Annotated in this window: 18 protein-coding genes; 13 read left to right on the forward strand and 5 right to left on the reverse strand. The window is 60.0% G+C overall.

From position 1 onward, the window contains the following. Positions 1-423 precede the first annotated feature (423 nt). Positions 424-1,308: a LysR family transcriptional regulator gene (locus AC1RJ3_RS21820; RefSeq protein WP_054597883.1), complete on the reverse strand. Its 885-nt coding sequence runs from the start codon at positions 1,306-1,308 to the stop codon at positions 424-426. A 148-nt stretch (positions 1,309-1,456) separates the two neighbouring features. On the opposite strand from AC1RJ3_RS21820, the gene AC1RJ3_RS21825 reads away from it, so the two are divergent. Genes AC1RJ3_RS21825 through AC1RJ3_RS21835 form a run of 3 tightly spaced genes read left to right on the forward strand, consistent with a single transcriptional unit; the run spans position 1,457 to position 4,056 of the window. Further along, on the forward strand, positions 1,457-2,155 hold the full coding sequence (locus tag AC1RJ3_RS21825; protein WP_489110401.1) for a CoA transferase subunit A: 699 nt from the start codon (positions 1,457-1,459) through the stop codon (positions 2,153-2,155). 36 nt (positions 2,156-2,191) lie between these two features. Beyond that, positions 2,192-2,851, forward strand: a complete 660-nt coding sequence (locus AC1RJ3_RS21830) for a CoA transferase subunit B (protein ID WP_103317249.1) — start codon at positions 2,192-2,194, stop codon at positions 2,849-2,851. Between the two features lie 23 nt (positions 2,852-2,874). Further along, a complete protein-coding gene (locus AC1RJ3_RS21835; protein WP_493080457.1) occupies positions 2,875-4,056 on the forward strand; it encodes an acetyl-CoA C-acetyltransferase in 1,182 nt (393 codons plus the stop codon). A gap of 340 nt (positions 4,057-4,396) precedes the next feature. On the opposite strand, the gene AC1RJ3_RS21840 is transcribed toward AC1RJ3_RS21835, so the two are convergent. Next, a complete protein-coding gene (locus AC1RJ3_RS21840) occupies positions 4,397-4,933 on the reverse strand; it encodes a DUF4174 domain-containing protein (RefSeq protein WP_103317253.1) in 537 nt (178 codons plus the stop codon). 543 nt (positions 4,934-5,476) lie between these two features. Here AC1RJ3_RS21840 and AC1RJ3_RS21845 point away from each other — a divergent pair. Further along, a complete protein-coding gene (locus tag AC1RJ3_RS21845) occupies positions 5,477-6,523 on the forward strand; it encodes a class I SAM-dependent methyltransferase (protein WP_493080458.1) in 1,047 nt (348 codons plus the stop codon). A 54-nt stretch (positions 6,524-6,577) separates the two neighbouring features. On the opposite strand, the gene AC1RJ3_RS21850 is transcribed toward AC1RJ3_RS21845, so the two are convergent. Further along, complete coding sequence (locus AC1RJ3_RS21850) at positions 6,578-7,363, reverse strand: sulfite exporter TauE/SafE family protein (protein WP_427546131.1); 786 nt, start codon at positions 7,361-7,363, stop codon at positions 6,578-6,580. Between the two features lie 285 nt (positions 7,364-7,648). Between AC1RJ3_RS21850 and AC1RJ3_RS21855 the strand changes: the two genes are divergently transcribed. The 6 genes from AC1RJ3_RS21855 (at position 7,649) to AC1RJ3_RS21880 (ending at position 12,855) form a co-directional block, all read left to right on the forward strand. Then, on the forward strand, positions 7,649-8,425 hold the full coding sequence (locus AC1RJ3_RS21855) for an ABC transporter substrate-binding protein (protein WP_019689781.1): 777 nt from the start codon (positions 7,649-7,651) through the stop codon (positions 8,423-8,425). A 93-nt stretch (positions 8,426-8,518) separates the two neighbouring features. Beyond that, positions 8,519-9,208, forward strand: a complete 690-nt coding sequence (locus AC1RJ3_RS21860) for an ABC transporter permease (RefSeq protein ID WP_103317257.1) — start codon at positions 8,519-8,521, stop codon at positions 9,206-9,208. A gap of 17 nt (positions 9,209-9,225) precedes the next feature. Beyond that, complete coding sequence (locus AC1RJ3_RS21865) at positions 9,226-9,921, forward strand: ABC transporter permease (RefSeq protein ID WP_427546085.1); 696 nt, start codon at positions 9,226-9,228, stop codon at positions 9,919-9,921. Between the two features lie 9 nt (positions 9,922-9,930). Then, the gene (locus tag AC1RJ3_RS21870) at positions 9,931-11,043 is read left to right on the forward strand and encodes a succinylglutamate desuccinylase/aspartoacylase family protein (RefSeq protein WP_493080459.1); all 1,113 of its coding nucleotides are present in this window, start codon (positions 9,931-9,933) and stop codon (positions 11,041-11,043) included. 18 nt (positions 11,044-11,061) lie between these two features. Further along, a complete protein-coding gene (locus tag AC1RJ3_RS21875) occupies positions 11,062-11,826 on the forward strand; it encodes an ABC transporter ATP-binding protein (RefSeq protein ID WP_019689777.1) in 765 nt (254 codons plus the stop codon). Positions 11,827-11,946: 120 nt separating this feature from the next. Beyond that, a complete protein-coding gene (locus AC1RJ3_RS21880; RefSeq protein WP_493080460.1) occupies positions 11,947-12,855 on the forward strand; it encodes a MurR/RpiR family transcriptional regulator in 909 nt (302 codons plus the stop codon). 9 nt (positions 12,856-12,864) lie between these two features. Here the strand turns inward: AC1RJ3_RS21880 and AC1RJ3_RS21885 are convergent, their stop codons facing one another. Together AC1RJ3_RS21885 and AC1RJ3_RS21890 are read right to left on the reverse strand one after the other, a co-directional pair. Then, positions 12,865-13,176, reverse strand: a complete 312-nt coding sequence (locus tag AC1RJ3_RS21885) for an AzlD domain-containing protein (RefSeq protein ID WP_162491294.1) — start codon at positions 13,174-13,176, stop codon at positions 12,865-12,867. Then, entirely contained in the window at positions 13,176-13,874 is a 699-nt protein-coding gene (locus AC1RJ3_RS21890) for an AzlC family ABC transporter permease (protein WP_054597896.1), read from the reverse strand. The genes AC1RJ3_RS21885 and AC1RJ3_RS21890 overlap by 1 nt, the downstream gene beginning before the upstream one ends. Before the next feature lie 307 nt (positions 13,875-14,181). On the opposite strand from AC1RJ3_RS21890, the gene pcsA reads away from it, so the two are divergent. The 3 genes from pcsA to ahr all read left to right on the forward strand — a co-directional run bounded on the left by pcsA (position 14,182) and on the right by ahr (position 16,558). Next, a complete protein-coding gene (pcsA, locus tag AC1RJ3_RS21895; RefSeq protein ID WP_347927103.1) occupies positions 14,182-14,901 on the forward strand; it encodes a phosphatidylcholine synthase in 720 nt (239 codons plus the stop codon). An 11-nt stretch (positions 14,902-14,912) separates the two neighbouring features. Further along, the gene (locus AC1RJ3_RS21900) at positions 14,913-15,314 is read left to right on the forward strand and encodes a DUF488 domain-containing protein (protein ID WP_347927104.1); all 402 of its coding nucleotides are present in this window, start codon (positions 14,913-14,915) and stop codon (positions 15,312-15,314) included. A gap of 212 nt (positions 15,315-15,526) precedes the next feature. Continuing rightward, complete coding sequence (gene ahr, locus AC1RJ3_RS21905) at positions 15,527-16,558, forward strand: NADPH-dependent aldehyde reductase Ahr (RefSeq protein ID WP_489110395.1); 1,032 nt, start codon at positions 15,527-15,529, stop codon at positions 16,556-16,558. Positions 16,559-16,860 lie beyond the last annotated feature (302 nt).

Below are 16,860 nucleotides of genomic sequence, written 5' to 3' on the forward strand. Positions count from 1 at the left end.
GTTTGCCAGTCATGAAAAACTCCTCGATAGATGCATTCTCCACCTATCGAGGTGTCCGGGGAAATTAGACCACTACAGTTTGCCAAAGTGACCCGCTGTAAGAGCGGAACCGTAAGCCGCCGTTACCGCAGAAATGGATATGTACACCAGCGGGAGATTGGTCGGCTGTCAGGCCGCCATCGCGGGCAAGCCCGGCTCCCACAGTGGATTGGTGTATATCTGTGAGAGATAGGCCGGCTGTCAGGCCGCCTTCGCAGGCAAACCAGCTCCCACAAGTGGACTGTGTACATCCGCAAGAAATTGGCCGGCTATCAGGCCGCCTTCGCGAGCAAGCTCGGCTTCTACAGTTTTGATTGGTGTACATCTACGGGAGATGGGTCGGCTGTCAGGCCGCCAAGGTCAACAGATCGCAGCCTGCAGCAGCTACAGACGAACTTCGTCCTTGAGGATGTCAAACAACGCCTGCGCCGCCGCCGACAACTCATGCCCCGGTTTGGTCAACACCCCAATGGCCCGCTCAATCACCGGATCACTCAAGGTAATGCAACACGCCCCAAGCTCCCGCATCTGCTCGACACACAACGCCGGCACCGCACTCACCCCCAGCCCACTGGCAACCATCCGCCCGACGGTCGCCAACTGATGACTCTCAAACTCCACCGGCAACTTCATCTGCCGCGCCTGCAAGTGCTCCTCAAGCATCACCCGCACCGTCGACGGCCGCTGCAACGTGATAAACGGCTGCTCCAGCAGCGTTTTCCAGTCGATCTCGGCACGCTCGGCCAGCGGCGAATCACTCGGCACTACCGCAACAAAACGATCCATATACAACGGAGTGAATTCCAACGAAGAACTCTGCGTCGGCTCAAACGCCACCCCAAGCTCCACATGACGGTCACGGACCATTTCCAGCACCTGCTCGTTGATCACGTCGTTCACCGTGACGTTGACCTTCGGGTAGCGCGCGCGAAAGGTCTTGAGGATCGGTGGCAGCAGGTTGCCAGCAAACGACGGCATCGCCGCCAGCGTCACCCGCCCTCGCTGCAGGGTGAAACGCTGGCGCATTTCATCCTCGGCGTTGTCCCAGTCAGCAATCAACCGCCGGGCCAGTGGTAGCAGGGACTCGCCCTCCGGGGTCAGCGCAACGTTGCGGGTGGTGCGGCTGAACAGCCGCCCACCGAGCCCGTCTTCCAGCGCCTTGATGGTCAAACTCAACGCCGACTGCGACAGGTGCAGCCGCTCACAGGCCACCGCAAAGCTCAAACTCTGCGCCACTGCCAAAAACGCCCTGATCTGCTTGACTGTCATCACCGTCCCTCACCATGCTGATCACTACCGATTGCTGAGTTTTATCTATCAATCAACCTTAAAAATCAACTTATCAAATCAATCTGATAGAGCAACACTCCACCCCATACGGCTAGCCAGCCGCCCACAAAGAATAAAAGAGGTGCATATGGCAGGTTTCGACAAGCGCGTGAGTTCCTATGAGGAGGCTCTGGCAGGCCTCGAAAACGGTATGACCGTGATCTCTGGCGGCTTCGGGTTGTGCGGTATTCCGGAAAACCTGATCGCCGAGATCAAGCGCAAAGGCACCCGTGACCTGACCGTGGTTTCCAACAACTGCGGCGTCGACGGTTTTGGCCTCGGCGTCCTGCTGGAAGACCGCCAGATCCGCAAAGTGGTCGCCTCCTATGTCGGCGAAAACGCCCTGTTCGAAAAGCAACTGCTGAGCGGCGAGATTGAAGTCGTGCTGACCCCGCAAGGCACCCTGGCGGAAAAAATGCGCGCTGGCGGCGCTGGCATTCCGGCGTTCTTCACCGCCACCGGCGTCGGCACGCCAGTCGCCGAAGGCAAGGAAATCCGTGAATTCAAGGGCCGTCCGTACCTGATGGAAGAGTCCATCACCGGCGACTTCGCCATCGTCAAAGGCTGGAAAGCCGACCACTTCGGCAACGTGATCTACCGCCACACCGCGCAGAACTTCAACCCGCTGGCAGCCACCGCTGGCAAGATCACCGTGGTCGAAGTCGAAGAGATCGTCGAACCCGGCGAACTGGACCCCACACAGATCCACACCCCAGGCATCTACGTCGACCGGGTCATCTGCGGCACGTTCGAAAAACGTATCGAACAACGCACCGTGCGCAAGTGATCCTCGCCCTCAGCCCGAACAGTGGAGAATAAAAAAATGGCTCTTACCCGCGAACAAATGGCTCAGCGCGTCGCCCGCGAAATGAAAGACGGCTACTATGTGAACCTCGGCATCGGCATTCCGACCCTGGTCGCCAACTACATCCCCGAAGGCATGGAAGTCATGCTGCAATCGGAAAACGGCCTGCTCGGCATGGGCGCCTTTCCGACCGACGATAAAGTCGACGCCGACATGATCAACGCCGGCAAGCAGACCGTTACCGCGCGCATTGGCGCCTCGATTTTCTCGTCCGCCGAATCCTTCGCGATGATCCGCGGCGGCCACATCGACCTCACCGTGCTCGGTGCATTTGAAGTCGACGTACAGGGCAACATCGCCTCCTGGATGATCCCCGGCAAACTGGTCAAGGGCATGGGCGGCGCGATGGACCTGGTGGCCGGTGCCGACAACATCATCGTGACCATGACCCACGCCTCCAAGGACGGTGAATCGAAACTGCTGCCGTATTGCAGCCTGCCGCTGACCGGTGCCAATTGCATCAAGCGCGTGCTGACCGATCTGGCCTACCTGGAAATCGAAAACGGCGCATTCATCCTCAAGGAGCGCGCACCCGGTGTGAGCGTCGAGGAAATCGTCAGCAAGACCGCTGGTAAACTGATCGTTCCCGAGCATGTTCCGGAAATGCAGTTCGCCTGAACCGCACCTTGAGGAGAAATTCGATGCAAGACGTTGTGATTGTTGCCGCCACCCGTACCGCCATTGGCAGTTTTCAGGGTTCGCTGGCCAGCATCCCGGCACCGGAACTCGGTGCCGCGGTGATTCGTCAATTGCTCGCACAAACCGGTCTGGCAGCGGATCAGGTCGATGAAGTGATCCTCGGTCAGGTGCTGACCGCAGGCTCCGGCCAGAACCCGGCACGTCAGGCCTCGATCCTTGCCGGCCTGCCGCACGCCGTTCCGGCGCTGACCCTGAACAAGGTCTGCGGCTCGGGCCTCAAGGCCTTGCACCTGGGTGCGCAAGCGATTCGTTGCGGTGACGCCGAGGTGATCATCGCCGGTGGCATGGAAAACATGAGCCTGGCGCCATACGTGTTGCCGGCCGCTCGCACTGGCCTGCGCATGGGCCACGCAAAAATGGTCGATAGCATGATCAGCGACGGCCTGTGGGATGCGTTCAACGACTACCACATGGGCATCACCGCCGAGAACCTGGTGGACAAGTACCACCTGACACGCGAGGAGCAGGACGCGTTCGCCGCCGCTTCGCAGCAAAAAGCCACGGCGGCTATCGCAGCCGGGCGTTTTGCCGACGAGATCACGCCGATCCTGATCCCGCAGCGCAAAGGTGATCCGTTGTCCTTCGCGGTCGACGAACAACCACGCGCCGAGACCACTGCCGAGTCTTTGGCCAAGCTCAAACCGGCCTTCAAGAAAGACGGCAGCGTCACCGCTGGCAACGCCTCTTCGCTCAATGACGGCGCCGCTGCGGTGTTGCTGATGAGTGCCGACAAAGCCAGGCAATTGGGCTTGCCGGTGCTGGCAAAAATCGCCGCCTATGCCAATGCCGGCGTCGACCCGGCGATCATGGGCATTGCTCCCGTTTCCGCGACCCGCCGCTGCCTCGACAAGGCCGGCTGGAACCTCGATCAACTGGACCTGATCGAAGCCAACGAAGCCTTCGCCGCGCAGTCACTGGCGGTCGGCAAAGAGCTGGAATGGGATGCCAGCAAGGTCAACGTCAACGGTGGCGCGATTGCGTTGGGCCATCCGATTGGTGCGTCCGGTTGCCGAGTGCTGGTGTCGTTACTGCACGAAATGATCAAACGTGACGCCAAGAAAGGCCTCGCCACCTTGTGCATCGGTGGTGGTCAGGGCGTGGCCCTGGCGATCGAGCGGGCCTAAACCCGCAGGGGTTCAACAGTCAGCGTGCGGACCCACGATATCCGCTCGCTGACTGGCAACACACCCGGCGCGACTTCGGTGGCGCCGGGTCTTTTTTTGCCTCGCGAACACTGTTTTTCCAGGAACCCGTCCATTAAGAGAAAAGCGCGTCGAACACAAAACCTGTGGCGAGGGAGCTTGCTCCCGCTCGACTGCGAAGCGGTGGTAATCCGGCAATCGCGTTCCATCTGAATGCTCGCGGTGACTGGCTTTAGGGTCGCTTCGCGACCCAGCGGGAGCAAGCTCCCTCGCCACAATGGATCAATCATCCAAAGGTTTGATCAGTCATCCAAAGGCTTGATCAATCATCCAAAGGTTGCGGTGGCGCTGCCGGTTTTGCTCCTTTGCCCTTTTTTCCGCCCTTGACCGGCGCAGCCTCTACGGGTGGCGGCGCAGGTGGCGCTGCCTCTTTCTCGGCGGCTGGAAGCTGGTCAACGGTGGCGAACAGATCCTTGGCTTCGATCGGGCCGAGGTGGTCGAGTTTTTTCTCGCCGTCCTTGCCCACCAGAATGACCTTGGTCTCGCCACTGACGCCCAGTTTCAACTCGCGAATCAGCGCCATGGTAGTTTGTGCATCGAGGTCCTTGCCGTCACGTTGGCCCATGAGATTGACCACGGTGTACAGCACCATATTGCGTTCTTTGAAGGCCTGGCTGTTGGCCGGTTCCGCCAGGGACTTTTTCAGGCTGACCAGTGTCGGGTCGATGCTGCTGGGAGCGATGACAATCAGCGGCCGGGTCCTGCCGCGTTCCTGGGCCAGGGGCGTGTCGTTGTCGGCGGCGAATAGAGGGCCGGCGACAGCGAGCAGAGTTGCAAGGGTCAGTGACCGAATGAGCATGCGCATCTCCTTTTGATTTCCACACTTTATGATTGCGCATCAAGGCGAAAGATCCAGTTCCGTCGCCTGAAATTTCTATCGCCATGCTGCGAAGCTTAGGCGAGTGGGCTTAATCCGCAACCGAATTTCGCGACACGGGTTTAGGCCATTTAGTTTGTCCAGGCTCACACCGCCAAGGCCAAAACACACGGCGCAGGTTTTTATCGCGTACTACACTTTTATTTGTCCCCCATAGGGGGGACGTTGCCAAATCCGGGTCCGTAAGCAGCGGGTTTGTCGAAGAAACCCGCCCATGACGCTGGAGCCAATGGCTACTCGTAATCGTCCTGTGGGGCACTGCCCCACAGTGACGTCATGCAGGACGACTTTTTCGCGTCCAACTCGCCCGGACATGTTGTGTGTCCGGGCATTCGCGTGGCAGACGGTTGGCTTCACAACGCGCCTGCCGTGTCGCCCTGATCATCCATCTGACTGCCGCCTGAAAGGTTGCTGCCTCTGCACACGCCCTCCTTCACCGGTGGTCTTTTTTCAGGAGGAGCAGTTATGGACGAAGCCAAACTCAATGACTTCATGGGCAAGGTGGTTTCCGACATGGGCGGCGCAGCGATGCTCGCGAACATGATCCTGGGCGATGAACTCGGTTTGTACCGGGCGATGGCCGACAGCCAGCCTGTCACCCCTGAAGAACTGGCCAGCAAGACTGGCTGCAATGCACGACTGTTGCGCGAATGGCTCAGTGCTCACGCAGCCTCTGGCTACATGGAGCACGTCAACGGAAAATTCCGCCTGCCAGAAGAACAAGCCCTGGCGCTGGCGATCGAGGACTCACCGGTTTATGTCCCGGGCGGCGCCGCAGTGATTGCCTCGTTTTACCATGACAAAGACAAACTGATCGCCGCCATGCGCGGCAATGGCGCCCTCGCCTGGGGCGATCACCACAGCTGCATGTTCAAAGGCACCGAACGCTTCTTCAGACCCGGCTACCGCGCACACCTGGTCGGCGAGTGGTTACCTGCGCTTGAAGGCGTGGTGGACAAACTGAAAGCCGGGGCCAAGGTCGCGGATGTCGGTTGCGGCCACGGCGCTTCAACGGTGGTCATGGCCAAAGCGTTCCCGGCCTCCAATTTTGTCGGCTTCGACTATCACGCGCCATCCATCACCACGGCCACCCAACGTGCTGAAGAAGGTGGCGTGGCCGATAGTGCTCGCTTCGTTCAGAGTACCGCCAAGAACTTTCCGGGCAATGACTACGATTTGATCTGCTACTTCGATTGCCTCCACGACATGGGCGACCCGGTGGGCGCTGCCAAACACGCCTATCAGGCGCTCAAGCCCGACGGGACGGTGCTGTTGGTGGAGCCGTATGCCAATGATCATCTCGACGAAAACGCGACCTCGGTAGGACGGTTGTTCTACGCCGCGTCGACGTTCATCTGCACGCCTAACTCGTTGTCTCAGGAAGTCGGCCTGGGGCTCGGGGCTCAAGCGGGGGAAGCACGGCTGCGGGATGTATTCACCCAGGCCGGATTCACGCATTTCCGCCGGGCAGCAGAGACACCGTTCAACCTGATTCTGGAGGCGCGTAAATAATCGCGGGAGTATGCCTCGGGCATGGCGCTGAGAGGGGCAGCGCCATGCCGGGGATCAAAACACTAATTTGTAGCCGATAAACACCAGCATGACCGCCAGGCAAGGACGCAGCACACCATCAGAAATACGCCCGGACAAATGACTGCCCACGTAGATTCCCGGCAACGACCCCATCAGCAGGAAACCCAACAGGTGCCAATCCATGTTGCCCATGCTCGCGTGCCCCAATCCTGCAACCAGGGTCAGCGGTACGGCGTGGGCGATTTCTGTGCCGACCAAGCGTCTGGTCGGCAGGAACGGGTACAGGATAAACAGTGCGACAGTCCCCAGGGCGCCAGCACCGATGGACGTCAATGCGACCATCAGGCCGAGTAGCGCGCCGGTAACGACGGTCAGCAGGTTCAGGTTGCGGTTACTCAAATGGTAATGGTCGCCCGCATGTTTCTGGGCAAACGCCAGCAGCTGGCGTTTGAAGAAAATCGCCAGCGCCGTCAGCAACAGCACAATCCCCAGGGCCTGTTTGATAATCGCATTGGTCGTTTGCGGATCGGTATTGAGGTACTTCAGGAACACCAGGGTCAGGGCGACCGCAGGCACGCTGCCCAGCGTCAGCCAGCCGGTAATTTTCCAGTCAATGTTCCTGTGTTTTTGATGTACCAGCACACCACCGGACTTGGTGATCGCGGCGTACAGCAAATCCGTCCCGACGGCGGTGGCCGGATTGATACCGAACCATAGAAGAATCGGCGTCATCAACGAGCCTCCCCCCACACCGGTCATTCCGACAACGAACCCGACAACCAAGCCTGCGACTACAAAACCCAAATTACCGAAGTCCATTGCCATACCCTGCAAACCAGCGCGACGACTAAAAATCTCGCGGGCAGCATAGCGATTTTTCTTATAACTACTTATACCAATGTGATCTGACTTTATAACTTTCGGCAATTCAACCTTGACCGTCGGGCTGACGCATCGGCCCGTTTTGATATTTTTATTTTCACACATTTGATTTATGAAATAAAACGTGTCATTTATACATTCCATGGACACGCAACCCGCTGCACCCCCTCGCCAGACCGGAAGGCATTCACCCCCAAACACCCTATCCACGGAGTCAACAATATGAACAAGACCGGACTTCTGGCTGCTCTGGCATTTTGCGCCGTCAGCACCCTGGCCCACGCCGACGAAGACAGCTTGCGTATCGGTATCGAAGCTGCCTACCCGCCGTTCTCCTTCAAGACCCCGGAAGGCAATATCAGCGGGTTCGACTACGACATCGGCAACGCCCTGTGCGAAGAAATGAAGATCAAATGCCAGTGGGTTATCCAGGAATTCGACGGGATGATCCCCTCGTTGAAAGTGCGCAAGATCGACGCGGTGCTGTCGTCGATGTCGATTACCGACGACCGCCTGAAGTCAGTCGACTTCAGCGAAAAGTACTACCACACCCCCGGCAAGTTCGCGGCTAAGGCCGGCCAGGCGATCAATGACCCGAAGGTCGATCTCAAAGGCAAGAAACTCGGTGTGCAACGCTCCTCCACCTACGACCGTTACGCCACCGAGCAACTGGCGCCCGCCGGCGTCGAGGTGGTGCGTTACTCCTCGCAAAATGAAGCCTTCCTGGACCTGGCCTCGGGCCGACTGGACGCCACCCTCGCCGACATCGTCAACACCAACGAGAGCTTCATCAAGACCCCGGCCGGTAACGGCTTTGCCTTGGTAGGACCGGACATCAATGACCCGAAATACTTCGGCCGGGGCGCCGGGATTGCGCTGCGCAAAGGCGATACCGCGAACGCGGCACGCCTGAACACGGCGATTGACGCGATCCGTGCCAACGGCAAGTACCAGCAGGTCATGGCCAAGTACTTCGCGTTCGATATCTACGGCGAATAAGCCTTCCTGTAACGCTGGCGTCGGTCTTGCGCCGACGCCGCTTTTCTTGCTGGTCCCGCGCGCCTGCCGGCGCTTCGGGTGAGGAACTTCATCATGCTTCACGGCTACGGATCGAGCATTCTCGATGGCGCCTGGCTGTCGATCAATCTGGCTCTGAGCTCCATGGCACTGGCCATTACCCTGGGCCTGATCGGCGCGGCGTTTCGCCTCTCGCCGCTCAAATGGTTGTCGACGCTGGGCGAAGGCTACACCACAGTGATTCGCGGTATCCCCGACCTGGTACTGATTCTGCTGATTTTCTACGGCGGCCAGGACCTGGTGAATCGCATCGCCCTCGGGCTCGGTTACACCCACTACATCGACATCAACCCGTTTGTGGCGGGTGTCTGCACCATGGGTTTCATTTTCGGTGCCTACCTCTCGGAAACCTTTCGCGGCGCCTTCATGGCGATCCCGCAAGGTCAGGCTGAAGCCGGTGCGGCCTATGGCATGAGCAGCGCCCAGGTGTTCTGGCGGATTCTGGTGCCGCAGATGATTCGCTTCGCGATCCCCGGCTTCACCAACAACTGGCTGGTGCTGACCAAATCCACGGCGTTGATATCGGTGATCGGCCTGCAGGACATGATGTTCAAGGCCAAGAACGCTGCCGACGCGACCCACGAACCCTTTACGTTTTTCCTCGCGGTGGCGGCGCTGTACCTGGTGCTGACCAGCGTCTCGTTGCTGGTGCTGCGCGCATTGGAAAAACACTACTCGGTCGGCATCAAAGCCGCCGTTCTGTGAGTGGGAGCGAACCGACCATGCTCGACTACAACCTGATCTGGGAAAACCTGCCGCTGTATTTCAGTGGCGCGTTATTGACCCTCAAAGTACTGCTGATTTCCCTGGCTTTTGGCCTGATGCTGGCCGTTCCGCTGGCGTTGATGCGAGTCTCCCGCTCGCCGCTGATCAACTTCCCGGCCTGGCTCTACACCTACGCCATTCGTGGTACGCCGATGCTGGTGCAGCTGTTTTTGATCTATTACGGCCTGGCGCAGTTCGAAGCGGTACGCCAAAGCGTGCTCTGGCCGTACCTGTCCAGCGCGACCTTTTGCGCCTGCCTGGCCTTTGCGATCAACACCAGTGCCTATAGCGCAGAGCTGCTGGCCGGCAGTCTGAAGTCCACCCCCAACGGCGAGATCGAAGCCGCCAAGGCGATGGGCATGTCACGCCTGACCCTGTACCGCCGCATTCTGCTGCCGTCGGCCCTGCGCCGGGCGTTGCCGCAGTACAGCAATGAAGTGCTGATGATGCTGCAGACCACCAGCCTGGCGTCGATCGTCACCCTGGTCGACATCACCGGTGCGGCGCGCACGGTCAGCTCGCGGTTCTACCTGCCGTTCGAAGCGTTCATCACTGCCGGCCTGATCTACCTGGCCCTGACCTTCATTCTCGTGCGCCTGTTCAAGCTCGCCGAACGTCACTGGCTGGCGTACCTGGCCCCACGCAAGCACTAAGGAAGTCCCATGGAACACATCCACTACGTTTTGCCCTGGAGCGCCTGCGGCACTGAACGCACGCTGTCGCTGTTTAGATTTGGCAGCGGCTCACGCAAGGCCTACATCCAGGCGTCCCTGCACGCCGACGAACTGCCTGGCATGCGCGTCGCCGTCGAGCTCAAGCGCCGTCTGCGCGAGCTGGAATTACAAGGCCGCCTGACCGGCGTGATCGAACTGGTGCCGATGGCCAATCCGATCGGCATCGGGCAAATGTTCCAGGCCACCCATCAAGGGCGCTTCGAGTTCAACAGCGGCAAGAACTTCAACCGTGACTTCCCGGAGCTGGCCGAAGCCGTGGCCGTGCACCTGAAGGGCCAACTGGGCGAGGATGCCGAGGCCAACGTGGCGCTGATCCGGCGCGCCATGATCGAGGTCATTGCCGACATGCCGCTGGCCGAATCGGAACTCGACGGCCTGCGCCGCCTGCTGTTACAGCACGCCTGCGACGCCGATGTGGTGCTGGACCTGCACTGCGATTTCGAGTCGATCATGTTGCTGTATGCCCTGCCGCAAAACTGGCCGCGCCTGCGTTCACTGGCTGCACGCCTGAACGCCGAAGCCGTTCTGCTGGCCGAGGACGCCGGCGGCAATGCCTTCGATGAAGCCTGCGCGATCCCCTGGTTACGCCTGGCCGAGCTGTTCCCGCTGGCGAACATTCCACTGGCCTGCGTGGCGACCACCATCGAACTGCGCGGCATGGCCGACACCGAACGCGAGCCGTGCGTGGCCAGTGCCGAGCAAATCCTCGGCTACCTGGCCGAACAGGGCCTGATCAGCGGCGACTGGCCAGACGCGCCGGCCACCTGCTGCGATGCGACGCCCTTCGCCGGTGCGCAATACGCCTATGCGCCACACCCCGGTGTGGTGAGTTTTCTGCAACCGCTGGGTGCCCGGGTCTCGATCGGCGACCCGTTGTTCGAAGTGATCGACCCGCTGACCGATCGCCACAGCGTGGTGAAGGCCAGCACCGACGGCATCCTTTATGCCCGCGAACGCCTGCGCTTTGCCCAACCGGGCTTGTGGCTGGCCAAGGTCGCAGGCTCTACCCCCATTCGCCAGGGTCGCTTGCTCAGCGACTGACTCAAGAGAACCGACACCATGAACACACTTGAAATTCAGGACCTGCACAAACGCTACGGCACCCACGAAGTGCTCAAGGGCGTGTCCCTGGAAGCCAAAGCCGGCGACGTGATCAGCATCATCGGCTCCAGTGGCTCGGGTAAAAGCACCTTCCTGCGCTGCATCAACCTGCTGGAGCAACCCAACTCGGGCAACATCCTGCTCAATGGCGAGCAGCTGAAACTGGTCGCCAACAAGACCGGCGGGCTCAAGGCCGCCGAGCCAAAACAGCTGCAGCGCATGCGCTCGCGGCTGGCAATGGTGTTTCAGCATTTCAACCTCTGGTCGCACATGAGCGCCCTTGAAAACGTCATGGAAGCGCCGGTGCATGTGCTGGGCCTGGACAAGAAACTCGCCCGGGAAAAAGCCGAGCACTACCTGAATAAAGTCGGCGTGGCCCATCGCATGGGCGCTTATCCGGCGCACATGTCGGGTGGCGAACAGCAGCGCGTGGCGATTGCGCGTGCGTTGGCGATGGAGCCGGAAGTGATGTTGTTCGATGAACCGACCTCGGCGCTCGACCCGGAACTGGTTGGCGAAGTGCTTAAAGTCATGCAGGACCTGGCCCTGGAAGGTCGGACCATGGTGGTGGTGACCCACGAAATGGGTTTTGCCAGGGAGGTGTCGAACCAACTGGTGTTCCTGCACAAAGGCCAGGTCGAAGAACGTGGCAACCCGCGTGAAGTGCTGGTCAACCCACAGTCCGAACGCCTCCAGCAGTTCTTGGCCGGCAGCCTGAAGTAAGCCGCTTGCCGACCGTTCCGGGTGCTGCACGCCAACGGTCGGCTTCGGATACACTGGCGCGCACTCATGTCAGGGACCAGACCTGGTCCCTTCCAACCTCCTGCGGATGTTGAGCCGGTTATGCCTACTCCTTCGAAAAACACCACGGTCTACGCCGCGCCGGTCATGCGCAAACTGGCAGAAATTCTTGCCGACTTGCAGCCGTCACTGCGCAAGGTGGCAGACTTCATCCTGCGTCATCCGCTGAAGGCCGCGACACTCACCATTGAAGAGATGGCCCTGGAAACTGCCACCTCACCGGCGGCGGTCAACCGTCTGGCCAAGGCGTTGGACCTGGGCGGTTACAGCGGCATGAAAGCCGAGCTGGTCGCGACCTTGCAGCAGATGGTCTCCCCGGTGGACAAACTGCGTAACGAGCTGGCGCACCGCCCCGGTGGTGCGTTCGGGCTGCACGAGCAAATCCAGAGCGCCACCAGCAACCTCGGCACCGCCGGCACCAACAATCACCCCGACACCTTCGAAGCCGTGGTCACCTGCCTGATCGAGGCGCGCAAGATCTACATCCTCGGGTTTGGCAACAGTGTCTACATGGCTGGTCTCGCGGCCTCGACACTGATGCCGTTCTGCGCCGACGCCACGGCGATCAGCATGGAAGGCGGCAACGAAAACGCCGCCTATCGACTGGCTGCGATTACCGATCAGGACGTGCTGCTGGCGATCTCGCTGCCGCGCTATTCCCTCGACACCCTGCAGCTGTCGCGCTTTGCCCATGAGCGTGGCGCGACGGTATTGGCGATCACCGACTCGCCCGCCTCGCCGTTGACTCACATTGCTCAGCACGTGCTGTTTGCGCCAGCCGACCACCCGGTGCTGACCAGTTCCAACATCGCGGTACTGGCGCTGATCGAAGGCCTGGTTGCCGGCGTGATGGCGCGTAATAAAGAAGCGGTGAAGCTGGCGACCGAACTCACCGAAAGCGTGATGAATTACCTGCACATTCCCGGCAGCAGCAAAACCTCGAAGAAATGAGGCAGCGCGTCACAGCCACCAGCGCAACAGAAAAAAGAACCCCATGCTCAGCAGCATGCTGATCAGGGTACTGCGGGTGTAGAGCACCAGGCCGATGGCGACCAGTGAACTGATCAGGTACGGATTGTCGTACTGCAGATTCAGTTGATGGTCGGGCATGAACACGATCGGCCCGCAGATCGCCGTGAGCATGCCGGGCACCGCAAATCCGAGAAATTGCCGCGCGTTGCTGCTCAGGCGCACGGGCAACCGTGGTTCAAGGAACACATAGCGGTTGAGAAAAACCAGCATGCCCATTCCGAAAATAACCGCCCAGACCATCATGTGCGCGCTCCATAAAACTTGTTGCAGACAAACCCGGCACTCATCCCCAGCAAGCCGGCCAGCACCAACGCCGAGCCCAAGTGCCAGTAGTTGAAGAGCACCGAGCAGAACAGCGAAACCGCCACGCAGACGACCGTCGGAACGTTGCGCACCACGGGGGTGATCAACGCGATAAACGTGGCCGCGATGGAAAAATCCAGTCCCAGGCGTTCAAGGCCCGGAATGCTGCTGCCCAGCACAATCCCGGCGAGGGTGAAGAGGTTCCATGCCACATAAAAGGTCAGGCCCACCCCGAGGGCGTACCAGCGATTGAACTGCCGTTGGTCAAATTGACTGGTCAGCGCGAACAGCTCGTCGGTGAGCAAAAAGCCCAGCCCTACCCGCCAGCGACCCGGCAACGGCGAAACCACCGGACGCATGCTCATGCCGTACAGCAGGTGTTGCGAGGTCAGCAGCAAGGTGGTCAGCAGAATAGAGAAAATCCCGGCGCCGCCCTTGAGCATCCCGATCGCGACCAACTGCGCAGCACCCGCAAAGACGATGCTCGACAAGCCCTGGCCTTGCAGTGGAGTGAGGTTGGCCTCAATGGCCATCGAACCCGCCAACAGCCCCCATGGCGCAGTCGCCAGGGACAAGGGCATGATGGCAGCGGCACCGCGCAAGAAAGCACTGCGCGGCAATAGATTGTCAGACATAGCGCTCTACAACGAAGGAAAGATCGCTAACTGTGTCAGTCGATCAGCGCCCTGTCTTGAACAATCTTGCGTAATTGCACATCCAGGCGCAGGCAGGTGATTGAGCACTGACCGGTAAAAAGTACTGCTCGATAAACATTGCAGCGACAGGAGATGGTCTATTTTTAATGGGTGTCGACTTCGGGTCGTTTGAGCGCAGGTGAACCTTATCGCCGGATGGCCGGTCGATAGGTGCAGCCCAGCCAGGTTGCCGGTGACCCCGTCGGTGGTAGCAACTGGCCCGTTTTATTCGCTGGAGAACGCTCCCTTGATAACGACCCGACGCATGGCCACGCTTAAAGCCTGGGGCGCCCACGGTTTTACCGCAACCGGCGTGGTGACCGCCTTCCTGGCGACCCTCGCCTTGTTCGATAACCAGCCCAGGGCCTGCCTGCTGTGGCTGGGCGTGGCGCTGATCGTCGACGGTGTGGACGGCGCGCTGGCGCGCAAGGTGAATGTGCAAACGGTACTGCCGCATCTCGACGGCTCCATACTGGATCTGGTCATCGACTACCTGACCTACGTGTTCATCCCGGCCCTGTTCATCTACCGTTACATCGACTTGCCAGCCTACACCCCGCTGCTGACCACCTCGGTGATCCTGGTCTCGTCGCTCTATTGCTTCTGCAACGTCAACATGAAGAGCAAGGACAATTACTTCCAGGGTTTCCCCGCTGCGTGGAACGTCGTCACCCTGTGCCTCTACATCATTGCGCCGACACCCTGGCTGACGCTGCTCACCATCATTGGCCTGGCGCTGTTGACGGTGACCCGGATGAAGTTCCTGCACCCGTTTCGCGTGCGGCGGTTCATGCCGATCAACATTGCCGTGACGTCCATCTGGTTGCTGTGCAGCCTGTCACTGATCCTCAACCATCCGACCGCCAACCCTTGGGTCATGGGGCTGTGGCTGGCGATGTCAGCTTACTTTCTGGGGATCTGTATCTGCCGCTCGGCCGCAGACTGGCTTGAGCGCACTCACCATTAATGGAGGCATGAATGCCTATCCATATCGTGCAACTGGGCACGCCCCGTACACCCCATGAAGGGCTGCGCCTGGGCACAGTCCGTCGCCCACCGCGCGGCGTTCCGAAAGCCGAATTCGCCAGCCGCGACTTCTACGACACCTGGCTCCCCGCCCTGTCGCCCAGCGCGGAGCTGGTAACAGAAGCCAAAGCCGCGGAAGACGAAAAAGACTGGGAAGCCTTTCGACGTAAATTCAAGGCCGAAATGAACCACCCTGCCCCCAGCCAACTGCTCGATTTGCTGGCCGCCCTGTCCCATCAAACGTCGCTGGCCATCGGCTGCTACTGCAAGGAAGAACGCCACTGCCATCGCTCGGTGTTGCGGGAGCTGTTGATTGCTCGCGGGGCACAGGTTGCAGCGCTTGAAGAGGTGTAGTTGGGTGTTTGCTTCGAGGGGCGTTGGCGACGGGATGTGAGCGGCAGAGTTCGGATGTGGATTCAACCGGTCGATGGGAGATGTATCCAGGCGAGACAGTTGAAGAGCATCTGTCGGCAACCCGGACGACGGCAAGCGATACGCTACACTTCCCAGGCTCTGCCGCGGCACCTGAGGTGCCAAACCCTTGTCTCCTGATCTGGAGGTATCCAATGAGCGCTAACAACATACTCACTTCCTTCACCGGCTGGGCCGCAACGGCGGCCGGCGCTCCACTGGAGCGCTATAGCTACGACCCTGGTCCATTGGGGGAAGAGGAGGTAGAAGTCGCCGTGGAGTATTGCGGCGTCTGCCACTCCGACCAGTCGCTGATCGATAACGAATGGGGCATCAGCCAGTATCCCTTTATCCCCGGCCACGAGGTGGTCGGCAGTATCGTGCGAGTCGGCGCACAGGTACGTGGTCTCGATGTGGGGCAACGGGTGGGCATTGGTTGGTACAAGGGCAGTTGCATGCATTGCTCCTCGTGTATCGGAGGCTCGCACCATCTGTGCGGCACCGTCCAACCCACCATAGTCGGCAGCAACGGAGGCTTCGCCGACCGCCTGCGTTCGCACTGGGCCTGGGCCCTTCCAATACCGAGCGGACTCGACCCGGCCATGGCAGGCCCGCTGTTCTGCGCCGGCTCGACGGTGTTCAACCCGCTGGTGGAATTCGACGTCAAGCCCACCGACCGGGTCGGCGTGGTGGGCATCGGCGGCCTCGGTCATCTGGCACTACGCTTCCTCAACGCCTGGGGCTGCGAAGTCACGGCCTTTACCTCGTCATTGAGCAAGCAGGACGAAGCCAGGCGCCTGGGCGCGCACAACGTAGTCGCCTCGACCGACAGTAACGCGCTGAAGTCCATCGCCGGTACTTTGGATTTCCTGCTGGTCACCGCCAACGCCGACCTCGACTGGCCAGCCATGCTCGGAACCCTGCGCGGCAAGGGCCGCCTGCATTTTGTTGGCGCCGTGCCTGGCGCTATTCCAGTGCACGTGTTCAATCTGCTTCCCCAACAAAAGAGCCTGTCCGCCTCGCCGGTTGGCTCGCCCAGTACCACAGCGACCATGCTGGAATTCTGCGTACGCCATCAAATCCTGCCGCAGGTCGAGCACTTCCCCATGAGCCGGGTCAACGAAGCCATCGATCACCTGCGCAGTGGCAAGGCTCGTTATCGCATCGTGCTGGATGCCAGTAAATGACAGTCTGGCGCGTCGGGTGCGCCAAAACACCCCCTTTACTGGCTCGAACGGAGAAGGCACCGGCCTCTCCGTTTGCCTTGCATAGTTCATCAATGGATGGTTTGCGATCATCTAGAAACTTCGGGGGGATGCAAAAAACTAAAGGGGGAAGGTATGGTTTAAGAGGCCTTTTGTCTCACGTGAGATATCCGCGTTGGGTCGGTTACGATCCCGCACGACTGGCGGCAATCGGCCAGAAACAGCCAGTGACGAAAGACAGCAGACTGCCAGAACGAGCCATCCGGATTCTGCCCTCTTCTACA

Source organism: Pseudomonas sp. GW822-FHT04C11 (assembly GCF_058800905.1).